Origin of the sequence: Saccharopolyspora sp. NFXS83 (assembly GCF_026241095.1) — a bacterium.
Classification (GTDB): Bacteria; Actinomycetota; Actinomycetes; order Mycobacteriales; family Pseudonocardiaceae; genus Saccharopolyspora_C.
In genome coordinates this window covers 201771-223057 of sequence record NZ_JAPFGB010000005.1, presented here as the reverse complement: position 1 = coordinate 223057, position 21287 = coordinate 201771, and the positions used below count along the sequence as shown (strand labels likewise).

The 21287-nt window shown below is 72.0% G+C and carries 20 protein-coding genes; 17 read left to right on the top strand and 3 right to left on the bottom strand.

Going from position 1 to position 21287, the window contains the following annotated elements; genetic code table 11:
- The first annotated feature begins 151 nt into the window (after positions 1–151).
- The 12 genes from OOZ19_RS07800 (at position 152) to OOZ19_RS07745 (ending at position 13255) form a co-directional block, all read left to right on the top strand.
- Complete coding sequence (locus tag OOZ19_RS07800; protein WP_266089341.1) at positions 152–1747, top strand: ABC transporter substrate-binding protein; 1596 nt, start codon at positions 152–154, stop codon at positions 1745–1747.
- A complete protein-coding gene (locus OOZ19_RS07795) occupies positions 1744–2679 on the top strand; it encodes an ABC transporter permease (protein ID WP_266089340.1) in 936 nt (311 codons plus the stop codon). Before OOZ19_RS07800 ends, OOZ19_RS07795 begins: the two co-directional genes overlap by 4 nt.
- On the top strand, positions 2676–3584 hold the full coding sequence (locus OOZ19_RS07790) for an ABC transporter permease (protein ID WP_266089339.1): 909 nt from the start codon (positions 2676–2678) through the stop codon (positions 3582–3584). The genes OOZ19_RS07795 and OOZ19_RS07790 overlap by 4 nt, the downstream gene beginning before the upstream one ends.
- A complete protein-coding gene (locus tag OOZ19_RS07785; protein WP_266089338.1) occupies positions 3581–4384 on the top strand; it encodes an ABC transporter ATP-binding protein in 804 nt (267 codons plus the stop codon). The genes OOZ19_RS07790 and OOZ19_RS07785 overlap by 4 nt, the downstream gene beginning before the upstream one ends.
- Positions 4381–5229 (top strand): ATP-binding cassette domain-containing protein, encoded by an 849-nt coding sequence (locus tag OOZ19_RS07780; RefSeq protein ID WP_266089337.1) that lies wholly within the window; start codon positions 4381–4383, stop codon positions 5227–5229. The genes OOZ19_RS07785 and OOZ19_RS07780 overlap by 4 nt, the downstream gene beginning before the upstream one ends.
- On the top strand, positions 5226–6209 hold the full coding sequence (locus OOZ19_RS07775; RefSeq protein WP_266089336.1) for an aldo/keto reductase: 984 nt from the start codon (positions 5226–5228) through the stop codon (positions 6207–6209). The genes OOZ19_RS07780 and OOZ19_RS07775 overlap by 4 nt, the downstream gene beginning before the upstream one ends.
- A 40-nt stretch (positions 6210–6249) precedes the next feature.
- Positions 6250–7011 carry an HpcH/HpaI aldolase family protein gene (locus tag OOZ19_RS07770; RefSeq protein WP_266089335.1) on the top strand — a complete coding sequence of 254 codons (762 nt, stop codon included), beginning with the start codon at positions 6250–6252 and terminating at the stop codon, positions 7009–7011.
- Entirely contained in the window at positions 7008–8138 is a 1131-nt protein-coding gene (locus tag OOZ19_RS07765) for a sialidase family protein (RefSeq protein WP_266089334.1), read from the top strand. Before OOZ19_RS07770 ends, OOZ19_RS07765 begins: the two co-directional genes overlap by 4 nt.
- The gene (locus OOZ19_RS07760) at positions 8123–9070 is read left to right on the top strand and encodes a phosphoglycerate dehydrogenase (protein ID WP_266089333.1); all 948 of its coding nucleotides are present in this window, start codon (positions 8123–8125) and stop codon (positions 9068–9070) included. The genes OOZ19_RS07765 and OOZ19_RS07760 overlap by 16 nt, the downstream gene beginning before the upstream one ends.
- Before the next feature lie 73 nt (positions 9071–9143).
- Positions 9144–10559, top strand: coding sequence for an Nramp family divalent metal transporter (locus tag OOZ19_RS07755; protein WP_266089332.1), 1416 nt, complete (start codon positions 9144–9146; stop codon positions 10557–10559).
- A 104-nt stretch (positions 10560–10663) separates the two neighbouring features.
- Positions 10664–12451, top strand: coding sequence for a gamma-glutamyltransferase family protein (locus OOZ19_RS07750; protein ID WP_266089331.1), 1788 nt, complete (start codon positions 10664–10666; stop codon positions 12449–12451).
- Between the two features lie 129 nt (positions 12452–12580).
- A complete protein-coding gene (locus OOZ19_RS07745; protein WP_266089330.1) occupies positions 12581–13255 on the top strand; it encodes a VOC family protein in 675 nt (224 codons plus the stop codon).
- A gap of 205 nt (positions 13256–13460) precedes the next feature.
- On the opposite strand, the gene OOZ19_RS07740 is transcribed toward OOZ19_RS07745, so the two are convergent.
- Both OOZ19_RS07740 and OOZ19_RS07735 read right to left on the bottom strand, forming a co-directional pair.
- Positions 13461–14450 (bottom strand): tyrosine-type recombinase/integrase, encoded by a 990-nt coding sequence (locus OOZ19_RS07740; protein ID WP_416309408.1) that lies wholly within the window; start codon positions 14448–14450, stop codon positions 13461–13463.
- Positions 14451–14698: 248 nt separating this feature from the next.
- Complete coding sequence (locus OOZ19_RS07735) at positions 14699–15052, bottom strand: beta/gamma crystallin domain-containing protein (protein ID WP_266089329.1); 354 nt, start codon at positions 15050–15052, stop codon at positions 14699–14701.
- Positions 15053–15462: 410 nt separating this feature from the next.
- Between OOZ19_RS07735 and OOZ19_RS07730 the strand changes: the two genes are divergently transcribed.
- The 4 genes from OOZ19_RS07730 (at position 15463) to OOZ19_RS07715 (ending at position 19227) form a co-directional block, all read left to right on the top strand.
- Positions 15463–16704, top strand: a complete 1242-nt coding sequence (locus tag OOZ19_RS07730; RefSeq protein WP_266089328.1) for an AI-2E family transporter — start codon at positions 15463–15465, stop codon at positions 16702–16704.
- A gap of 97 nt (positions 16705–16801) precedes the next feature.
- A complete protein-coding gene (locus OOZ19_RS07725) occupies positions 16802–17785 on the top strand; it encodes a glycoside hydrolase family 183 protein (RefSeq protein WP_266089327.1) in 984 nt (327 codons plus the stop codon).
- 140 nt (positions 17786–17925) lie between these two features.
- Positions 17926–18795 carry an LLM class F420-dependent oxidoreductase gene (locus tag OOZ19_RS07720; protein ID WP_266089326.1) on the top strand — a complete coding sequence of 290 codons (870 nt, stop codon included), beginning with the start codon at positions 17926–17928 and terminating at the stop codon, positions 18793–18795.
- A gap of 60 nt (positions 18796–18855) precedes the next feature.
- The gene (locus OOZ19_RS07715; protein WP_266089325.1) at positions 18856–19227 is read left to right on the top strand and encodes a nucleotide pyrophosphohydrolase; all 372 of its coding nucleotides are present in this window, start codon (positions 18856–18858) and stop codon (positions 19225–19227) included.
- Between the two features lie 41 nt (positions 19228–19268).
- Here OOZ19_RS07715 and OOZ19_RS07710 read toward each other — a convergent pair whose 3' ends face one another.
- Complete coding sequence (locus OOZ19_RS07710; RefSeq protein WP_266089324.1) at positions 19269–20372, bottom strand: beta family protein; 1104 nt, start codon at positions 20370–20372, stop codon at positions 19269–19271.
- Between the two features lie 220 nt (positions 20373–20592).
- On the opposite strand from OOZ19_RS07710, the gene OOZ19_RS07705 reads away from it, so the two are divergent.
- A complete protein-coding gene (locus OOZ19_RS07705; RefSeq protein WP_266089323.1) occupies positions 20593–21255 on the top strand; it encodes a trimeric intracellular cation channel family protein in 663 nt (220 codons plus the stop codon).
- The last annotated feature ends 32 nt before the right edge of the window (positions 21256–21287 follow it).

Here is a 21287-nt window from a genome sequence, read left to right as displayed (position 1 = left end):
TGGGCCGCCTTCCGCCGCGGTGCGTCCGCGGATCGCTGTTTGCGTGAATCACGCTACGACAGTTGCGCACAACGCGCAATCGTGTCAGGGTGCTCTACGTAACACCGGCCGCGGCGAGTCCAGGCCGGTGCAGTGTGAGGAAAGGTCAACGATGACCCCATCGGCGAACGCGCGGCAGGATCGGTGGGCCTTGTCCCGCCGCACCTTGCTGCGAGCCGGCATCGCCGCGGGCGGCCTGGCCGGGTTGGGCCCGCTCGGTGCCTGCGCGGGCCCCACCGGAAGTCCCGGCCCGGACACCTTGGTCCTGGCGCTCAACCGCTCCCTCGTGTCGCTGGACAACAAGCTCAACCAGTTCGAAGCCGCCGTCACCGTGCAGCGGGCCGTGCGCCAGGCACTGACCCGCATCGGCCCGGATCTCACGCCGCGGCCGGTGCTCGCGGAACGCTTCGACATGACCGCCCCCACCGAGTGGACGGTGCGCCTGCGCCCCGGCGTGCGCTACTCCGACGGCACGCCCGTCGCCGTCGACGACGTCGCGACCGCGTTGGAGATGTACCGGGGCGTGAGCGGGTCGTTCCTCGCCACGTTCTTCCCGGAATGGCCGCAGGTCGTGCCCCTCGACGAGCGAACCTTCCTGCTGCGCACCAGGAATCCGGCTCCGACGCTGGACTTCCTGATGGCCAACATCCTCATCACCCCCGCCGCCCGGAACCGCCCGGAGGAGCTGCAGGACGGGGTCGGCAGCGGTCCGTACGTCGTCACCGCCTCCAACCGGGGGACCGGGGACTACTCGCTCGCCGCGAACACCGCCTACTGGGGACCGCAGCCGCGGGCGCGCCGCATCGAGGTCCGCTTCCTGCCGGAGGAGTCCAACCGGGTCGTCGCGCTGCGCAGCGGGGAGGTCGACGTGATCGACACGATCTCCCCGGACTCCGCCGACCAGTTGCGCGGCGTGCCGCAGGTCCGCATGCAGACCGCGGAGGGCACCCGGATCAACCAGCTCTTCTACAACTTCCGCAAGCCCGCCGGGCATCCGCTGTCGGATCCGCGGGTGCGGCGGGCGCTGACCTTCGCCATCGACGGGCGCACCCTCATCGACGACGTGTTCACCGGCTCCGTCGCCCCCGCCACCGGCCCGGTGCCCGGCACCCTGGCGGGCGCGGTGCGCACCGGTGAATACGTGCACGATCCGCGCCGCGCCCAAGAACTGCTCGCCGCCGCCGGTGTTCGCGACGGCGATCTGAAGCTCCGGATCATCTGGGAATCGGGGGAGTTCGCCAACGACACCACCGTGATGGAAGCCGTGCTGCAGATGCTGCGGCAGGTCGGCGTCCGGGCCGAGCTCCGGCAGTTCGAACCGGGTGGGGACATCGCGCAGTGGCGCCAAGGTCGCGGTGGCGACTGGGACGTGATCGGCAACGGCCTGAGCACGCCGACCGCGCTGGCCGTCTCCGCGCTGCAGGGCATGTACGGCGGCACCCCCGAGGACGAGCGGACCCGCGACACCTACCAGGGCTACGTGTTCCCGCAGGTCGCCGACCTCATCGACCGCGCGACGTCCGAAGTGGACCCGGCGGTGCGCCAGGACCTGCTGGCGCGGTCGCAGCAGGCGGTGTGGGACACCTGGCCGTGCTTGTGGGCGTTCGTGCCGCGGGTCGTGCTCGCGCACCGGCAGCGCGTGGCCGGCCTGAGCCTCGAACCGACGAACTCCTACGAGCTCGCCACGACGGGGGTGAGCGCCGCGTGACCGGATACCTGCTGCGCCGGGTGAGCCAGAGCCTGCTGACCGTATTCCTCACCGTGTCCACGGTGTTCGTGCTGATCCGCCTCGCTCCGGGAGATCCGGCCGCGTCCTACGCCGGTCCGATGGCCGGTCCGGCGGAGCTCGCCGAGGTCCGCACCCGGCTCGGCCTGGACGATCCCGTGTCGCACCAGTACCTCGCGTTCCTGCGCGGCCTGCTCACCGGCGACCTCGGCACCTCGTACTCCTTCCAGGCGCCCGCGTTCGACGTGGTCCTCGACCGAGTCCCGTACACGGTGACGCTGGCGCTGTCGGCGATCCTCGTGACGATGGTCGTCGCGGTGCCGCTGGGCGTCTGGATGGCCCGGCACGCCGACACCGCCCGCGAGGTGGGCGCGAACGTGCTCGGCATCGCTGGCCAGTCGATGCCGGACTTCTGGAGCGGCATCATGCTGCTCACGGTGTTCGCCGTGGTCGTCCCGGTGCTCCCGGCGTCCGGGTTCGCCACCTGGTCCGGGCTGGTGCTGCCGACGTTGACGGTCGCCGCCCTGCAGATCGCGTTGATCTCGCGGCTGGTGCGCCGCGAGATGGCCGGGAACCTGGCCGCCCCCTACCTCACCGCGGCGCGGTCGCGCGGTGTCCCGGAACGTGCGCTGGTGTGGCGCTACGCGATGGCGAACTCCTCGATCCCGGTGCTCACGGCGCTGGGCACCCGGTTCGCCGCGATGCTCAACGGCGTGGTCGTGGTGGAGGTCGTGTTCGCCTGGCCGGGTGTGGGCTCCCTGGTGGTCCGCGCCTTGGAGACCCGCGACTACCCGTTGATCCAGGCGACGGTGCTGATCACCTCGGCGCTGGCGATCCTGGTGCAGCTGGTGATCGACCTGGCGTATCCGCTGCTGGATCCGCGCGTGCGACTCGGAAAGGCGGCCACCCGATGAGCGAGCACGCGGTGATCGAGCGGGTGCGCCCCAGCCGGATCACGCCCCGGCGGCTGGCCCGCGCCTCGGCGACCCGCCGGGCGCGCGCGGCGTCGGCGAAGTTGTGGATCGGCGCGGTGTGCACGCTGCTGGTGGTGCTGCCGGTGGCGTTGGCCGACCTGCTGCCGATTCCGGGCGCCAACGAGCAGCACCTCGATGAGCGCCGGTTGCCGCCGCTGGTCGGCGGCCACCTGTTCGGCACTGACCAGCTCGGCCGCGACCTGCTGGCGCGCGTGCTGCACGGCGGGCAGGTGTCGCTGCTGATCGGCGTGCTCGCCGTCGTCGTGTCCGGGCTGATCGGCATCGTGCTGGGCGCGCTGGCCGGGTTCCTCGGCGGCTGGGTGGACGCCGTGGTCTCCCGCGCGCTGGAGGCGCAGCTGGCGTTGCCGCTGCTGATGATGCTGCTGCTCGTGGTCGCCCTGTTCGGCCCGTCCGTCCCGGTGATCACGTTCGTGATCGCCATCGCCCAGTGGCCCGAGGTGGCGCGGCTGGTCCGCTCCCTCGTGGTGGTGGAGCGGGAGAAGCCGTACGTGCAGGCGGGCCGGATGCTGGGGCTGGGCCGGATCGCCGTGCTGGTCCGGCACGTGGTGCCGAACATCGTGGGGCAGGCGACGCTGGTCGTCCTGCTGCTGCTGGCGCAGGCGGTGCTGCTGGAGAGCGCGCTGAGCTACCTCGGCGCCGGTCCGCAACGGCCGTTCGCGACCTGGGGCCGCATCATCTCCGACGGTCAGGACTACATCACCACCTCCTGGTGGATGGTGACGCTGCCGGGGCTGGTGATCGTGCTGCTGGTGGTCGGGGTGAACCTGCTCGGCGACGGCCTGCGCGACCGCTCCCCGAAGGTGCGCGAGGAGGCGGGCGCATGAACGACCTGCTCGACGTCGAGGACCTGCAGATCGAACTGATCACCGGTCGTGGCGTGGTGCGCGCGGTGGACGGGGTGTCGTTCGGGATCGGCGCCGGTGAAACGGTGACGATCATCGGTGAGTCCGGTTCCGGCAAGTCCACCACCGCGATGGGCCTGCTGCGCCTGCTGCCGCCGGACCTGGCGGTGCTGTCCGGGACGGCCCGGTTGCTCGGCGCCGACGTGATCACCGACCCCGGTGCCGCGGCCGGTCTGCGCGGACGCGGCGTCTCGCTGATCCCGCAGGATCCGATGACCGCGCTGAGCCCGGTGCACACCATCGGTTCCCAGCTGTGCGAGGCGGCGCGGGCGCGCGGCGCCTCCCGGTCCGGGGCGCGACGCCGCGTCGCGGAACTGCTGGAGCAGGTGCGGATCCCGGAACCCGCGCGGCGGTTGCGCGAGTACCCGCACCAGCTCTCCGGCGGCATGCTGCAGCGGGTGCTGATCGCGATCGCGCTCGCCGGAGAGCCGCGGCTGCTGGTGGCCGACGAACCGACCAGCGCGCTGGACGTCACCGTGCAGGCGGGCGTGCTGGACCTGCTGATGGAGATCCAGGAGAGCACCGGAGCGGGCATCTTGATGATCACCCACGACCTGGGGGTGGCGCGGCTGGTCTCCGACCGGATCCACGTGATGCGCCGCGGCCGGTTCGTCGAGAGCGGCGACGTGGAGCGGGTCGTCGAGGAACCCGCCGAGGACTACACCCGGGGTCTGCTGGCCGCGGTGCCGCGGCTCGGACCGTGGGACGGGGAGGACCGATGACCGAATCCGACCGGCCGCTGCTCGACGTGCAGGACCTCGTCGTGGAATTCCCCGTGCGAGGCGGCGCGTTCCGCGCCGTGGACGGCGTGGACTTCCACGTGCGCGCGGGCCGGACGCTGGGCATCGTCGGCGAGTCCGGCTGCGGCAAGTCCACCATCGCCCGCGCGCTGGTCCGGCTCACCACCCCGACCTCCGGTCGGATCCTGTTGGGCGGCACGGACATCGCCCGCCTCGGCGAGCGGGCGTTGCGCCCGCTGCGGCCTCGCGTGCAGATGGTGTTCCAAGATCCGTACGGGTCGCTCGACCCGCACCTGAGCGCCGCCGACATCGTCGCCGAACCGCTGCGGCTGCGCGGCGTGCGCTCGAAGGCCGAGCGCAGGCGGCTCGCGGCGGAACTGATCGACCAGGTCGGACTGCCCGCGACCGCGCTGCGACGGCGCCCGGCGGAGTTCTCCGGCGGGCAGCGCCAGCGCATCGGCATCGCGCGGGCGCTGGCCAGCCGCCCGGAGGTGCTGGTGTGCGACGAGGCCACCAGCGCGCTCGACGTGTCCGTGCAGGCGCAGGTGCTCGCGCTGCTGCGGGAGCTGCAACGGGAGCACGGGCTCACCTACCTGATCATCTCGCACAACCTGGGCGTGGTGCGCGAGATCAGCGACGACGTGCTGGTGCTGCGCCGCGGCAGGGTCGTCGAGCGCGGCCCCGCCGAACGGGTGCTCACCGCACCCGAACACCCCTACACCCGTGCCCTGCGCAGCGCCGCGTTGGACCCCTCGGCCATGCGAGGGCGCAAACCGCGCCACCTCGTCGCCGCCGCATCCGAACCCGTCGAAGGAGCGTCCTCATGACCGCTCGGCCTGAAAACCCGGCCGGTACCCGCACTCCGTCCTCGCGCCTGGTGCTCGGCACCATGACCTTCGGGGACACGGTGGACGCCGACGGCGCGGCGCGGATGCTCGACGCCGCGCTCGAAGCCGGGATCACCGGTGTCGACACCGCCAACGGCTACGCGGGCGGCGCCACCGAGGAGATCCTGCGCGACCTGCTGCCGTCCCGCCGCGACCGGATCGTGCTCGCCACCAAGGCGGGCATGCCGCACCCCGACGCGGGCAAGCACTCGCCGCTGTCGGCTGCGGGCCTGCGGGCGAGCGTCGAAGGCAGCCTCCGGCGGCTCGGCGTGGACCGGGTCGACCTGTTCTACCTGCACCAGCCGGACCGGGCCGCGCCGCTGACCGAGACGCTCGGGACCGTCGCCGAACTGGTCGCCGAAGGCAAGATCGGTGCGCTGGGCGTGTCGAACTTCGCCGCGTGGCAGATCGCCGAGGTCGCCCGCGTCGCCGACGAGGTCGGCGCGCCGCGACCGGTGGTGGCCCAGCAGCTCTACAACCTGCTGGCCCGCCGCATCGAAACCGAGTACGTCGAATTCGCCGAGGTCACCGGCCTGCACACGATGGTCTACAACCCGCTCGGCGGCGGCCTGCTCACCGGCAGGCACCGCTTCGACGAGGACCCCGCAGGCGGCCGGTTCGGCGATTCGCGGCTCGCGGAGATGTACAAGAAGCGCTACTGGGACGCCGCGCTGTTCGACGGGGTCGAGCGGCTCTCGGCCATCGCCGACGAGGCCGGACTCGCGCTGACCGAGCTGTCGCTGCGCTGGCTGCTGGGCAAGCCCGCCACCGGATCGCTGCTGCTCGGCGGCTCGAAGGTGCAGCACCTGCACGCCAACATCGCCGCCGCCGAAGCAGGACCGCTGCCCGCCGACGTCGTCGACGCCTGCGACGCCGTCGGCGCCGCGCTGCACGGGCCGATGCCCGCCTACAACCGGTGAACCCACCGGAATGCACCCGACCACTAAGGAGAGCACAGGAATGGTCGCCGCCGAGTTCGCCGAGAAGCTGCGCAACCGCGACAAGATCGTCGGCTATTGGGCCGTGCTGGACGCGCCCATCGCCACCGAGCGCATCGCGCGCCTCGGCTACGACTACGTCGCCATCGACGGCCAGCACGGGCTGGTCGGCTATTCCGGCATCCTCAACGGGATGATGGCCATCGACGCCGGTGGCCGCGCCGCCGGTCTGGTGCGCGTCGAGGCCAACGACCTCACCGCCATCGGGCGCTCGCTGGACGCCGGGGCGGCCGGGGTCATCGTGCCGCTCATCGACGACGCGGCGGACGCCGCGAAGGCGGTGCACGCGACGCGCTACCCGCCGCACGGCGGCCGGTCCTACGGTCCGATGCGGTCCGGCCTGCGCATCGGCCCGAAGCCCGCCGAGGCGAACGCCGCGACCGTGGTGCTGGCCATGATCGAAACTCCGCAGGGCCTGGCGAACGTCGACGAGATCTGCGCGACCCCCGGATTGGACGGCGTCTACGTCGGACCGTCCGACCTGTGCCTGGCCGTGGGCGGCGCGTTCCCCGGCGACCCCGCGGTCGCCGAGGCCTTCGAGCAGGCCGTCGCCACCGTGCGGGAGGCCGCGGCGAAGGCGGGCATCGCCGCAGGCATCCACACCCCGAACGGCGAGGTCGCCGCGCGGCGCCTCGCCGAGGGCTACACGTTCGCCAGCGTCGCCTCCGACGTGGTGCACCTGGAGCAGGTCGCCGCCGCCCACCTCGAGGCGGCCACCGCATGACCGCACCGCACGAGGAGTACCTTCCCGCCCCGGACGTGCAGTCGCACGCGGCCAACCTGATGCCGCTGCCCGGCGGTGACCTCGGCTGCGCCTGGTTCTCCGGAACGCAGGAGGGCCTGTCGGACATCGACGTGTGGTTCTCCCGCCGCGCCGGCGGCGCGTGGTCGGAGCCGGTGCGGATCTCCGACGATCCGACCCGGTCGGAGCAGAACCCCGTGCTGTTCCCCACCCCGGGCGGCGAGCTCTGGGTGCTCTACACCGCGCAGCGAGCCGGGAACCAGGACACCGCGGAGGTGCGGGTGCGGACCTCCACCGACGACGGCCGGTCCTGGGGCCCGGCGCGCACGCTGATCCCGGCGTCCGCCGACGGCGGCGTGTTCGTGCGCCAGCCAGTGGTGGTGCTCGACTCGGGCCGCTGGTTGCTGCCGGTGTTCCGCTGCCCCCGGCCCGCCACCGGCCGGTGGCGCGGTGATCACGACACCAGCGCCGTCCTGGTCTCCGACGACGAGGGCCGCACCTGGCGGTCGCACGAGGTGCCCGGCAGCACCGGCTGCGTGCACATGAACGTCGTGGTCCTCGCAGACGGCGAGCTGCTGGCGCTGTTCCGCCGCCGCCAGGCCGACTTCGTCCACTCGAGCAGGTCCGCCGACGGCATCACCTGGAGCGAACCGGAACCGACGGAGCTGCCCAACAACAACTCCTCCATCCAGGCCGTGGTGCTCTCCGACGGCGCGGTGGCGCTGGTGCACAACGCGAGCAGCGCCGAGCAGGCCACCGAACGCCGCGCCTCGCTCTACGACGAGATCGACGACGGCGGACCCGAGGAGTCCACTTCGGACCTCCCGGGTCTCGCGTTCTGGGGAGCCCCGCGCGCCCCGCTCACGCTCGCGGTCTCCACCGACGGCGGGCGCAGCTGGCCGGTGCGCCGCGACGTTGAGACCGGCGACGGCCACTGCCTCACCAACAACTCCCGGGACGGCCTGAACCGGGAGCTGTCCTACCCGTCCCTCGCGCAGACCGCCGACGGCGCCCTGCACATCGCGTTCACCTACCACCGCCGGGTCATCAAGCACGTCGTCGTCGACCGGACCTGGGCCCACTCGGAGCCGTCATGCCACGCGTCCTGATCACCACCCCCACCTTCGGCCGGTTCTCCGCGCAGCCGCAGGAGATCCTCGACGCGGCGGCCGAAGTGGTGCGCCCGCAGCCGAGCCGCGCGCTGACCCGCGAGGAACTGCTCGAACACGCCCCGCACGCCGAGGCGCTCATCGTCGGCATGGACTCCATCGACGCCGAGGTGCTCGACGCGGCCCCGCGGCTGCGGGTGGTCGCCAAGCACGGCGTCGGCGTCGACACCATCGACGTCGCCGCGGCCCGCGAACGCGGTGTGCGCGTCGTCTGCGCACCCGGCAGCAATTCGCGCGCCGTCGCCGAGCTGGCGTTCGGTCTGATGCTCGCCGCCGCGCGCGGAATCGGGCACTCGCACGCCGACGTGGTCGGCGGCGGCTGGCCGAAGCTGTTCGGGCCGGAACTCGCCGGGCGCACGCTGGGAGTGCTCGGCTTCGGCCGGATCGGCCGCATCCTCGGTGACTACGCGCGGGCGTTCGGCATGACCGTGCGCGCCTACGACCCGTACTTGCCCGCCGAGGTCTTCGCCGAGCACGGCGCCGAAGCCGTCGACTTCGCCGGCTGCGTCGCGGGATCGGACTTCCTGAGCCTGCACCTGCCCGGCGACCCGGCCGCGCCGCCGCTGCTGGACCGCGCGGCGCTGGAGTCGATGCGGCGCGGTGCGATCCTCGTCAACACCGCCCGCGGCGGGCTCGTCGACGAGGCCGCGCTGGCCGAGCTGCTGCACTCCGGGCACCTCGGCGGCGCCGGTGTGGACGCGTTCTCCGTCGAACCACCGGCCGGGAATCCGCTGCTGTCCGCCCCGAACGCGGTGCTCACCTCGCACCTCGGGGCGTGCAGCCACGAAGCGAACCAGCAGATGGGCCGCATGGTCGCCGAAGACGTCGTGCGCGTGCTCACCGGCTCGGAACCGGCGAACGAAGCGCCCTGACCCCCGCCGCGTGCTCGCACCCGGCCTCCGACGTCGACCCCGCCACCGCCGCAGGGGAGAGGAACACCCCGCCATGTCAGACAACGCAGTCGCCGCCGGTGACGGCCGCACCGATCCGTACGCGTTACGTCCCGAGGACGTGCGCGACGCGCCCACCACCTTCCTCGGTCGCGTGCGGTACCTGGGGCCGGGGCTGGTGCTCTCGGCGGCCGTCGTCGGCTCCGGCGAGCTGATCGTCACCACCTCGCTCGGCGCGCGCGCCGGGTTCGCGCTGCTCTGGCTGGTGATCATCAGCGCGGCGGTGAAGGTGTGGGTGCAGATGGAACTGGCCCGGTGGACCATCCTCACCGGCAAGACCGCGCTGCGCGGCTACACCCAGGTCGGCCCGAAGATCGGGCGGGTGGGCTGGATCAACTGGCTGTGGATCGGCATGGACTTCACCAAGATGCTGCAGCGCGGCGGCATCATCGGCGGCGTCGCGGCGGCCTGCTCCATCCTGTGGCCGATCGTCGGGGAGGCGCTGAGCTTCCCGTCACTGCTGACGTGGACGGTGCTGGTCACCGCCGGTCTGGTGCTGCTGCTGCGCGGCGGGCGATACAGCGTCGTCGAACGCGCCGCGGTGTTCTCCGTCGTGGTGTTCACCGTCGCCACCGTGTCGCTCGCGGTCGGCCTGCCGCTCACCGAGTTCGGCTACGGGCCCGCGGATCTGGGCGCGGGGCTCAGCTTCCTCATCCCCGCCGGGACGATCGGCATCGCGGTGTCCATGTTCGGGCTCACCGGTGTCGGCGCCGACGAGATGACCACCTACACCTACTGGTGCCTGGAGAAGGGCTACGCGCGCTGGACGGGCCCGGACGACGGCACCGAGGCCAGGGCGCGCCGCGCCGAGGGCTGGCTCAAGGTGATGCGGTTGGACGTGCTGGTGTCCTGGCTGGTCTGCACCTTGTGCACGCTGTCGTTCTACGTCATCGGCGCCGCCGTGCTGCACCCGCAGGCGCTCGTCCCCGAGGGCAACGACATGATCACCACGTTGTCCCGCGTCTACACCGACACGATGGGGCCGTGGGCCGAGTACCTGTTCCTGTTCGGCGCCATCGCCGTGCTCGGTTCCACCGCCATCGGTTCCTCCGCGAGCGTCCCCCGGCTGTGGACCAACACGCTCGGGCTGCTGGGCGTCATCGACTGGCACGACGCCCGAGCCCGGCAGCGCACCGTGCGGTTGCTCACCACCGCGTTCCCGCCGCTGTGGGCGGTGCTGTTCCTGTTCGCGCAGGAACCGGTGCTGATGGTGCAGATCGGCGGCATCGGCAGCGGCGTGTTCCTGCTCGCCGTGGTCGTCGCCGTGTGGCACCTGCGCAGCACCGAAGTGGACCGGAGGTTCCGCGCGAACCGGTGGCTGACCGCGGCGCTCATGCTCAGCAGCGCCGCGATCATGGTGCTCGGCGTCTACACCGTGCTGGAGGTCTTCGGCATCTCACCGGGCGGCTGACCGGTGCGGAGGCCGCCGCAGGCGGGGAAGTCGGCGCACCGTTCCTGGATCTCCGCCCGGTCGTGGTGTTGACTGTCCCGGACCCGACCGGCGGAAGGACCAGGTTGTTCACCACCCGACCGACCCTGCAGGGCACGCACGGCATGGTGTCCTCGACGCACTGGCTGGCGTCCTCGGCCGCGATGGCGGTGCTGGAGGACGACGGCAACGCCTTCGACGCGGCGGTGGCGGCCGGGTTCGTCCTGCACGTCGTGGAACCGCACCTGAACGGTCCGGCCGGCGAGGTCCCCATCATCTTCGCCCCTGCCGGGGGTGCGCCGACCGTGCTGTGCGGTCAGGGCCCGGCGCCCGCCGGGGCGACCATCGAGCACTACCGCGACCTGGGGCTGGAACTGGTGCCCGGCACCGGACCGCTGGCCGCGGCCGTGCCCGGCGCGTTCGACGCGTGGCTGCTGCTGTTGCGCGACCACGGCACCAAAACCCTCGCGGACGTGCTCAAGTACGCCATCGGCTACGCCGAGAACGGGCACCCGGCGGTGGAACGCATCGGGCAGACCGTGCGGACGGTGCGCGAGCTGTTCACCTCGGAGTGGGCCACCTCCGCCGAGCTCTACCTGCCCGGCGGCGAGCCGCCCGCGCCCGGTGCGCTGCTGCGCAACCCGGCGCTGGCGCGGACGTGGCGGCGGGTGCTCGCCGAGGCCGAGGCCGCCGGGGCGTCCCGCGAGGCGCAGCTCGACGCGGCCCGGCGGGTGTGGCGCGAGGGGTTCATCGCCGAAGCCCTCGCCGACGCCGCCGCCCGGTCCACGATGGACAGCTCGGGGGAGCGGCACGCCGCAACCCTCACCGGCGACGACCTCGCCGGATTCACCGCCACCTACGAGGAACCCGCCACCTACGACTGGAACGGCTGGACCGTCTGCAAAGCCGGGTTGTGGAGCCAAGGTCCGGTGCTGCTGCAGCAGCTCGCGCTGCTGCCCGACCCGCTCGACCTCGACACCCCGGACTACCTGCACACCCTCATCGAAGGCACCAAGCTCGCGATGGCCGATCGGGAGGCCTGGTACGGCGACAGCACCGACGTCACCGTCGACGACCTGCTCGACTCCGCCTACAACGACCAGCGCCGCGCCCTGATCGGCGAACGGGCCTCGACCGAGCTCCGCCCCGGCAGCCCCGGCGGACGCGTCCCCAAGCTCAGCGCGCACGCCCAGCGGGTGCAGCACGGGGCGCTGGACCTGGTGGCGCCCGCGGGGGCGGGCGAACCCACGGTGGCGCGCACCGGTGAGACCCGCGGCGACACCTGCCACCTGGACATCGTGGACCGGTGGGGCAACATGATCGCCGCGACGCCCAGCGGCGGCTGGCTGCACTCCAACCCGGTGATCGGCGAACTCGGCTTCCCGCTGGGCACCCGGCTCCAGATGGCGTGGCTAGACCCGGACCTGCCGAACTCGCTGGCCCCCGGCAAACGGCCGCGCACCACCCTGACCCCGTCGCTGGCGCTGCGCGGCGGCGAACCCGTGCTCGCGTTCGGCACGCCCGGCGGCGACCAGCAGGACCAGTGGAGCACGCACTTCTTCCTCGCCGTCGCCCTGCGCGAGCGGGTGCGCGGCGGCTACGACCTGCAGGGCGCCATCGACGCGCCGAACTGGCACTCCGAGAGCTTCCCCGGCTCGTTCTACCCGCGGGCCATGCGCCCCGGCGCCGTCACCGTGGAGTCGCGCATCGGCTACTCGGCCATCGCCGAGCTCCGGCGCCGCGGGCACGACGTGACGGTGGGGGAGCCGTGGTCGGAGGGCAGGCTCAGCGCGGTGGCCCGCGACCCGGAGACCGGCATCCTCTCCGCGGCGGCGAATCCGCGCGGCATGCAGGGGTACGCGGTAGGCCGTTGACGCCGGAGCGTGACCGGAGCGTCCGATCACACAGTTCCATAGGGCCGAATGGAGCATTGTCCGTTCCACGTTCGGAGGACAGGATGGAGCCTCAACGGCTCTTGCCCGATCCCGAAGGACGACCCCGCTGTGCCCCAGCCCACCGCCGTGCGCGGTCTGCGTCGCGTTGAACTGATCACCAACGACCTGGATGGTGCGGCGCTGTTCCACCAGAACCTGCTGGGCTGGCGGGTGTGGGACTCGGTCGCGGGCGGTTTCGAATGCTGGGTCGGAGAGCGGCACTGCGCCTCGATGCGTCCCGCCACGCACGGTGTGCGTCCCGGCTGGTACGTGGTGTTCGCCGGCGCGCGCCACGACGGAGATCTGGTCGGCCCCGACGAGATCACCGCGCGGATGGTGACCGGCCGCGCCCAGCACGGCCCGTGGGCGCCGGGCCCGCGCCGCGGCGAGCCCTGCTGGGTGGATCTGCGCACGGGGGCTCCCGAGCGGGCGGACGCGTTCTGGGCGCCGACGCTGGGCTGGGCGGTGCACGACGGGCGCTACCTCACCGGTGGCCGCCTGCTCGCCGCGCGATCCGGGCGGGGCGTCGACGGCCGCTGGGACTGGTTGTGCCACTTCGCCACCGAGGACGTGGATCTCGCCGCGAACCGCGCCGTCCAAGGCGGCGGCCGAGTGGTGGACGGACTGCACCACCCCGTGCTGGGCGAGGTCGTCGTCATCGCCGACCCGCAGGGCGCGGTGTACGGCCTCGCGACCGACACCGGCCGCTGGGGCGGTTCCCCGTCCGAAGGCTCCGCTCGCTAGGGATCTTCGCGGACTGACCTGTTGATCCGCGTTCCGCCAGCGGCCGAGCCGCTGGCTGCCCGCCCTTCCACTCCTGTTGCGATGGGGTCTGGTCAGCCTCAGCGGCTTCGCCGCTGGCAAGAGGCGGACGACGGGGGCAGCCCGCGAGTTCGAAGACGGGCAGTGCGGTTCCGCCGCCCGGCACCTGCGCGGATCGTTCGGCCCCTCATCCTTCGCGCGGTGCGAGTTCGCCCAGCACCTGGTGGGTGCGGTTGGCCCGGACCGAGAGGCGTTGCTCGCGGGCCGTGACGTCGATGTAGGTCTGGCTGGAGTTGATCGACGCGTGGCCCAGCAGCTTCGCGATCTCCGCCGCGTTCGCGCCGTCTTCGGCCAGCCGCGTCGCGAAGGTGTGCCGCAGCGCGTGCACCATCGCGCCCCGCTGCACCCGGTCGGAGATGCCCGCGGCGCGCAGCGACTGGCGCACCAGGTACTGGAGACCGCCGCGGCGCAACGGCTCGCCCCGGTGGTCGACGAACAGCGGTTCGGCGCCCGGCAGCCGCTCGCCGAACCGGACGCGCCGCGAACTCAGGTAGGCGCCGACGACCTCGTCGAGCGCGCCTTCGATGGGGATGGAGCGGTTCTTGCCGCCCTTGCCGTGCACGTGCAGCCGCCGGTCACCGGGCCGCCCGGCCAGCGACGCGACGGTGAGGTCGAGCAGTTCCGCCGAGCGGACTCCCGTGCACAGCAGCACGGCCAGCACCGCCAGATCCCGTTCCGGCCACGGGTTCCGGGCGCGGCGCCCGCCTTCGGCGACGAGCCGCAGCAGCCGTTCCGGGGTGTCCTCGCCCTGCAGCGGTTTCGGCGTCGACGGCGCGCTGCGGGGTTTCGGCACGACTTGCATCGGATTGCCCCCGACGGCGCCTTCGACGACGAGGAAGCCGAAGAACCCGTTCCACGTCGACCAGGCCCGCGTCACCGAGGAGGCCGAGCGGGCGGCGGCGTGCCGCGCGAACGCGGACCGCAGCTGCGACGCCGTCACCGCGGCCATCGGCAGCTCACCGACGCCCGCGCCGGTGACGTCCGCGAGCGCTCCGCCCACCGAGCCGAGGTCGAGCCGGTAGGCCCGCAACGAGTTCGCGGCGAGCTTCCTGGCCTGGAGGTGTTCCAGGTACACCTCCATCCAGCGCGCCACCGAACCCCCGGTCGCCTCCCGCACGTCCGCACCTCCATCGAGCAGAATGATCACCCGCCCAGATGGAACCAGACACCACCGACAACCACGCCTCGGCGGGGTCTCCGCGCGCTCGGGGTGGCGGGTGCGGCACCGGCGATGCCGGCCACGTCCCGGAAGACGTGGCCGGCGACGGCGAGCGGTGCGGGAATCCGGATCCCCCGCGAACCGGATGGTGGCCGCGATCGACGATCAGCCGAAGCGCCAGTGACGCCCGTCGACCCGTTGATCCGTCACCGGATCTCGATCGCGTTGACCTTCGGCTCGTTGTTGAAGCTGACGTTGTTCCACTTGTCGATCTGCAGGACGTCGCCGTTGGCGTCGTAGTAGACGAAGGTGTTGTTCCCCGTGGAGACCTTGTCGATCCACCGGCCGTGGAAGTCCATCTTCCCGCCGTTCGCGTAGCACGTCACCTGCTCGGGACCGTTGGTCGCGTGCGACCAGATCTTCAGGAAGTTCTCGCCCGGAGCGCAGGCGACCTGGTTGATGGCGAACGCGGTTCCGACCGGCCCGAGCATGGTGAACGCGGCGGCGGCGATGACTGCGGCGGCCCCGCCTCGGACGGTCTTCTTCGTTGTTGCGGTCACGAGTTCCCCTTGGGTTGAATGTTGAACGATGATCGCTCCGCAGCCGTGCTGGGTGCGGCGCGCTTCAAGAGCATCGCCATTCGCGGTGTCGCCGGGCAATTGCGGAAACGTTCGCGAGTACGTTGGGGCAGACAATCATGCCCGGTTCGCGCGCGGAGAATTGGGCGACTGGTTTGCATTCATAAGCTTGGTGACCTGCGAAAACGCTGCGAATCGCGTCGCGGTGTGCAGTCGGGGTCGTTCGAGTGGAATGGCGATGAATTCGTCCTGGCTCGGGGTGGGAACTGCGCGGCGACACGATTCAACGAGAGACGCGATCTGGAAAAATGAGATTGTCCCCTGACGGTGGAAGTTTCAACTTGGGCGGGTTTGTTCGCAATTCGCGTTGAAGGAATATGGCGTTCGGTCGGTTGGGATGGGAATTGCTCCGCGACCGGCCGCGCGCGGAGCGTGCGCTCGCCGACCGGCCCACCCGATCGAGCCTCGGCGGATGTTTAGAGCTGCTCGATCAGGCCGATCACGTGCTGGTGGAGGAAGCGCTGAAGGAAAGGGACGGACCGGCCGTGCCGCGGGGGCTGCGAGTCGCCGGGGCCGTGAGCTGGCGGCTGCTGGCGGTGGCGGCGCTGCTCGTGGTGCTGGGCCGAATCGCGCTGGTGCTCTCCGAGCTGGTGATCTCGCTCGGCGTCGCGATGCTGCTCGCCGCGTTGCTCGCGCCGCTGGTGGACCGGCTGGACCGGGTCGGGGTGCCGCGAACGTTGGCGACGGTGCTGGCGCTGCTGCTCGGGCTCGTCGTGGTGGGCGGGGTGCTGGCGCTCGTCGTGCTCACCGTGATCAACGGGCTGCCGGGGTTGCAGGAGCAGGCCGCGCACACCGTGGAGAGCGTCCACCAGTGGCTCCGGACCGGTCCGCTTCGGCTCAGCCAGGGACAGCTCGACCAAGGGGTGCAGCGCGTCACCGACTACCTGCGCGGCAGCCAGAACAGCCTCACGGCAGGGGCGCTGAACACGGCGAGCACCGTGCTCAGCGTCGGCAGCGGGCTGCTGATCGCCCTGTTCACGCTGATCTTCTTCCTGCGCGACGGCCGGTCGATCTGGCGGTTCGTCCTCAAGCTCACCGTGCCCGGGCACGTCCGGGACCGCGTCGACCTGGCCGGACGGCGCGCGTTCGAGTCGCTGGTCGCCTACGTCCGGGCGAGCGCGGCGGTGGCGTTGATGGACGCGGTGGGCGTCGGCGTCGGATGCGCCATCGTCGGTGTGCCGCTGGCGGCGGCGCTGGCGGCGCTGGTGTTCATCGGCGCGTTCGTGCCCTACGTCGGAGCGATGATCGCCGGCTCGATCGCGGTGCTGATGGCGCTGGTCACCACCGGTCCGCTGCCCGCGCTCATCGTGCTCGCCATCGTCGTCGGGGTGATGCAGCTGGAGGGGCACGTGCTGCAGCCGCTGATCCTCGGGCACGCCGTGCGGCTGCACCCGCTGGCCGTCGTCCTCGGCATCACCGCCGGTTTCCTCGGCGCCGGGGTGGCGGGCGCGGTGTTCGCGGTGCCCGCGATCGCCCTGCTCAACGCGGGGATCCGGGCGCTCATCGACCCCTCGGCGGAGCCCGGCGAACCCGAGGACGCGGGCGAGGAGACCGTGGCCGACGAGCACGGGTGAGCCCGCTCCCGGCGTGCGATCACTGGGGCGGGCGCACTTACAGTCGGACCCGCGGCACCGGAACGGCCGGTGCGAACGCGAGAGGACCGTGACGCTGGTGCGCAAGGTGAAGGACCTGACCGGCCCCGGAGTGACCGACCGGTTCGGCATCGGAGGTACCGACCTGGGCGTCATGGCCACGGCGCCGGACGGGCGGATCGTGTCGGTGTTCGGCGACACGTTCGAACGGGCCGGTGTCGGCGGGCCGGGCTGGCGGTCACCGGTGGTGCTGTTCGCGGACCCGTCCACCGCGACCGCGGGCGTCGGGTGGACCGGGTCGATCGGCCCCGACTCCTACGCGGGGCAGGCGTTGCCGTACGAGCACGACACCGTGATCCACGGCCGTCACGTCAGCACCGTCATCCCGACCGACCTGATCACCGTCGGGGACACGATGTACCTGCACGTCATGGTGTGCCAGGGCATCGGCAACGTGCACTGGACCGAGCTGCACAGCTCCGTCGACAACGGCGAGAGCTGGCAGCACACCGGCACCACGTGGCCCGGAGACCTGCACGGCGGCCTGTTCCAGATGCTGACCTGGGGCCTCGGCGACGACGGCTACGTGTACGCCTTCACCACCGGTTTCCGCCGCGACCAGGGACTGCTGCTGCACCGGGTGCCCGCGGACCGGCTCGCCGACCCCCGCGCGTGGGAGGGCTGGGGGTTCCGCGACGGCGCGTGGGCGTGGGGCAATCCGCCCACGATCGCGCTCACCGGTGCCTACGGCGAGCTGTGCCTGCGGCCCGTCGGCGGGCGGTGGCTGCTGGCGCTGTTCAACGCCGGGGACTACCGGATCGACGTGCTGAACATGGACGTGCCCACCGCGAACCTGTACGAGGTGCCGCGGGCGACCGCGGTGCAGGGCGCAGCCTGGAACGGCGAGGACCACGCCCGAGGCCACGTGGCGCAGCTCTACGGCGGCTACATCGTGCCCGGCTCCACCCTCGACGACCTGCACCTGGTGGTCAGCCAGTGGAACACCGAGCACGACTGGCCGTACAAGGCGATGCAGTTCGCCGGAGCCGCACCCGGCGCGTGACGGGCAGGTAAACCGCTGATCCTCGGATCGGCGGGGCCAGCTCGGAAGGCGACGCTTCCACCAGGGTGGTGTTCTGAGCGCGGTGGCCGTCCGCGGATGGCCACCGCGCCGCTCACCCGACATCCGTGAGGAGTTCCGCCGTGCAGCTCGGCATCCACTTCGTGAACTTCACCCTCCCCGGCGAGCCCGGCTCGCTCGCCGGAGCGCTGTCCGCCACCGCGGTCGCCGCCGAAGGAGCCGGGTGCACCCGGTTCAGCCTCATGGACCACTGGTTCCAGATGGAGCACTTCGCGACGTCCCAGGACCCGATGCTGGAGGGCTACACCTCGCTCGGGTTCCTCGCGGGCAAGACCAGCCGCATGGACCTGGGGCTGCTGGTGACCGGCGTGACCTACCGGCATCCCGGGCTGCTGGCGAAGATCGTCACCACCCTGGACGTGCTGTCCGGGGGTCGCGCGCTGCTGGGAATCGGCGCGGCCTGGTACGAGCGCGAGCACCGCGGGCTCGGCGTCCCGTTCCCGCCGCTGGCGGAACGGTTCGAACGGCTGGAGGAGACGCTGCAGATCTGCCGCCGGATGTGGAGCGACGAAGAAGGCCCCTTCACCGGCAGGCACTACGAGCTGGCGGAGACGATCTGCCGTCCGCGCCCGATCCAGCGCCCCGGCCCGCGGGTGCTCGTCGGCGGTGGCGGGGAGCGCAAGACGCTGCGCCTGGTGGCGCGGTACGCCGATGCCTGCAACCTGTTCGCCACCGGACCGGACGACGTCCGGCACAAGCTGGAGGTCCTCGCCCGGCACTGCGAGTCGGAGGGCCGCGACCCCGCGGAGGTCCAGAAGACCATCATCGCCGCGGGCGACCTCGGCACCCCGGACGACTTCCTGTCCCGGATGGACGAGTACGCCCGCCTCGGCGTCGAACTGGTCGAGATCGTGCCCACCGGCCCGGATCCGGCGGCGATGGTCGGCGAGTTCGCGGGAGCGGTCGTGCCGCGCCTCGCCGAACTCGGCTGAGCCCACCCGGGCCCCGCCCAGGGGAATGCGTCCTCGCGCACGCCGCTACCGTGTCCGGCCATGGACAGCATCGCTGAGCTCCGGGCCCGGTTGCGCACCTTCGCGCAGGAGCGCGACTGGGGGCGGTTCCACAGCCCGAAGAACCTCGCGATGGCGCTCAGCGGTGAGGCGGGCGAGCTGATCGCGGAGTTGCAGTGGCTCGACGACGCCTCCGTCGCCGACGGTCTGGAGCAGGGCGCGCTGCAGGAGCGGCTGGCCGACGAGGCCGCCGACGTGCTGCTCTACCTGGTCCAGTTCACCGAAGCCGCGGGCATCGACCTGGTCGAAGCCGCCCACGCCAAGATCGACCGCAACGAGTCCCGCTACCCGGCGCACCTCGCCTACGGCACCGCCGCGAAGCAAACCGACCTGCACTCTGGTCCTCGGGACTGAACCCGCTGCGCAGGCCGTTCCGCGACGAGCCCTGAACGCGCTCACCGCCGCGCATCGCGACCTTCGGACAGGTGCGCCAGGTGGTGCGAGGTGCCCAGCGCGATCCACTTGGGTGAGCTCGCGATCGTCGGCGAGGACTGGTAGCGGCAGTGGAAGAGCTGCCGGTCTCCCCAGGAGAAGTCGGGGCCCGCGAACTCCTCGTGCCTGACGAGTTCGTCGGCGACTTCGAGGAAGTACTTCTGGGCCGAACCGGGAGGCACGGACCCGTTCTTGCGCCGCTCCAGGTTCCTGCGAGCGATGAACAGGGATCGGCCGGGCACGGTGTAGTGGATGTACGGGTTGGCCGGGGATCCCCGGCCTCCGGGAGCCCGCGGAACGGGATGCACCACGCCGTAATCCCCGTAGCGGAGCCGAAATCCGCTCTGGTGGCGGACCAGCTCGCACAGTTTCACTTCGACCCGCTCTCGCAGGTGGGTCTCGTAGTTGTTCCGCTCTCTCGGCGTGGACCCCGCGAGCAGGCCGATCGAGGCGAGGCGGTGGTGCGCGGCCACCGCGGTGACCGTGTCGGCCAGTCCGCGGGCCTGACGCGGATCGAGTTGCGAGACGTATCCCTCGTCGAGCAGCAGGTGCAGGTCGCCGTCGTCGAGTTTCGCGGTGCTCTTGACGCGGTCGATCTCGCGGAGCAGGTGCGCACGATCGCCCCTGCTGCGCAGCACGACCTCCCTCCGGGTGTGTTCGAGGAGCATCCGGACGGCGAACAGGTCTCGTTCCGTCGGGGCGGTCGGGATGACCGGAACGAGAGCCGGTGTTCCCGCGTTCCAGAGGTCGCGCTCGCGGCGTTCCTCGAGCACCCTTTCGATCCGCGCGTCCAGGTGTTCGAGCGGGTGCTCGGCACGTGCGCCGAACCAGAGGTTCCGGTTCAGCCATCCGATGTCGACCCACAACGGCCGACCGGCCACGACGGCGGCGGCGCCGATGCCGGCCAGCCGCTTGAGGCGGGAGTCGTTGGTGAGCGCGTCGTCGAGGAGTTCGACCATGACGGTGACGGGAGCGGCGGGGATCGCCGTCGCGCGCACCGCGTCGATCTCGCCGTCCTTGCTCTTGAGCGCGAGGACCGGAGTGCGTTCCGAGCAGTCCGATGACACCGAGCCTCCCGATGCTCCGCGGACCGGCGCGACCGCACGCCCACCGGAGCAGTGGGCCTGGTGGAAGCCGGGCGCCCCTGGAACACCACCTGGTTCCTCGAGGATCACATCCGAGGCGGGCCTCGCTCATCGGCCGTTCGAGTGCGGGAGAGCGCCAGGTCGAGTGCGGAAGCGACGTGCCGGGCGGTGGCCGGGATGGGGCGGGCTGCACACTGCTGGCATGCCGGAGCCGTCGTCGTTGTTCCTCGTGCTGGACCTGGTCGGGACGTTCGCGTTCGGGCTCAACGGGGCGCTGACCGCGGTGCGGGCCGTGCGGGTCGACCTGGTCGGGGTGCTGACGCTGGGCATGACGACGGCGCTCGGCGGCGGCATCGTCCGCGACGTGCTGATCGGCTCGGTGCCGCCCGCCACGTTCAGCGACCTCAAGTACCTGGGCGCCGCCGCCGCGGGTGCGCTGGTGGCGTTCTTCCTGAGCATGCCGCTGGAGCGGTTCACCACGATCATCGTCGTGTTCGACGCGGTCGGGCTGAGCGTGTTCTGCGTGACCGGCGCGACGAAGGCGCTGGAGTTCGGGCTCGGCGGGGTGCAGGCGGTGCTGCTGGGTGCGGTCACCGCGGTCGGCGGCGGCACCTTGCGCGACGTGCTCATCCGGCGGGTCCCGGCGGTGCTGGTCAGCGACCTGTACGCGGTGCCGGCGCTGGTGGGGGCGGCCATCGTCGTGCTCGCCTCCTACGCCGGGCTCGGCTCGCTGCTGGGCGTGCTGCTGGCGTCGGTGACGTGCTTCGCGATCCGGATGCTGGGCGTGGTGTTCGAACTCCAGGTGCCGTCCGCGCTGGGCCGGAGGCGCGCCGAGAACGACGGCTCGGAGCCGGGCGGGGGGTGACCGGGGGCGGCTCCTCGACCGAGCGAGCGGAC

Coding starts and splice junctions, on each gene's coding strand:
- OOZ19_RS07790 (WP_266089339.1), top strand. CDS start 2,676: ATGAGCGAGCACGCGGTGATCGAGCGGGTGCGCCCCAGCCGGATCACG.
- OOZ19_RS07770 (WP_266089335.1), top strand. CDS start 6,250: ATGGTCGCCGCCGAGTTCGCCGAGAAGCTGCGCAACCGCGACAAGATC.
- OOZ19_RS07785 (WP_266089338.1), top strand. CDS start 3,581: ATGAACGACCTGCTCGACGTCGAGGACCTGCAGATCGAACTGATCACC.
- OOZ19_RS07800 (WP_266089341.1), top strand. CDS start 152: ATGACCCCATCGGCGAACGCGCGGCAGGATCGGTGGGCCTTGTCCCGC.
- OOZ19_RS07715 (WP_266089325.1), top strand. CDS start 18,856: ATGGACAGCATCGCTGAGCTCCGGGCCCGGTTGCGCACCTTCGCGCAG.
- OOZ19_RS07760 (WP_266089333.1), top strand. CDS start 8,123: ATGCCACGCGTCCTGATCACCACCCCCACCTTCGGCCGGTTCTCCGCG.
- OOZ19_RS07775 (WP_266089336.1), top strand. CDS start 5,226: ATGACCGCTCGGCCTGAAAACCCGGCCGGTACCCGCACTCCGTCCTCG.
- OOZ19_RS07755 (WP_266089332.1), top strand. CDS start 9,144: ATGTCAGACAACGCAGTCGCCGCCGGTGACGGCCGCACCGATCCGTAC.
- OOZ19_RS07765 (WP_266089334.1), top strand. CDS start 7,008: ATGACCGCACCGCACGAGGAGTACCTTCCCGCCCCGGACGTGCAGTCG.
- OOZ19_RS07780 (WP_266089337.1), top strand. CDS start 4,381: ATGACCGAATCCGACCGGCCGCTGCTCGACGTGCAGGACCTCGTCGTG.
- OOZ19_RS07705 (WP_266089323.1), top strand. CDS start 20,593: ATGCCGGAGCCGTCGTCGTTGTTCCTCGTGCTGGACCTGGTCGGGACG.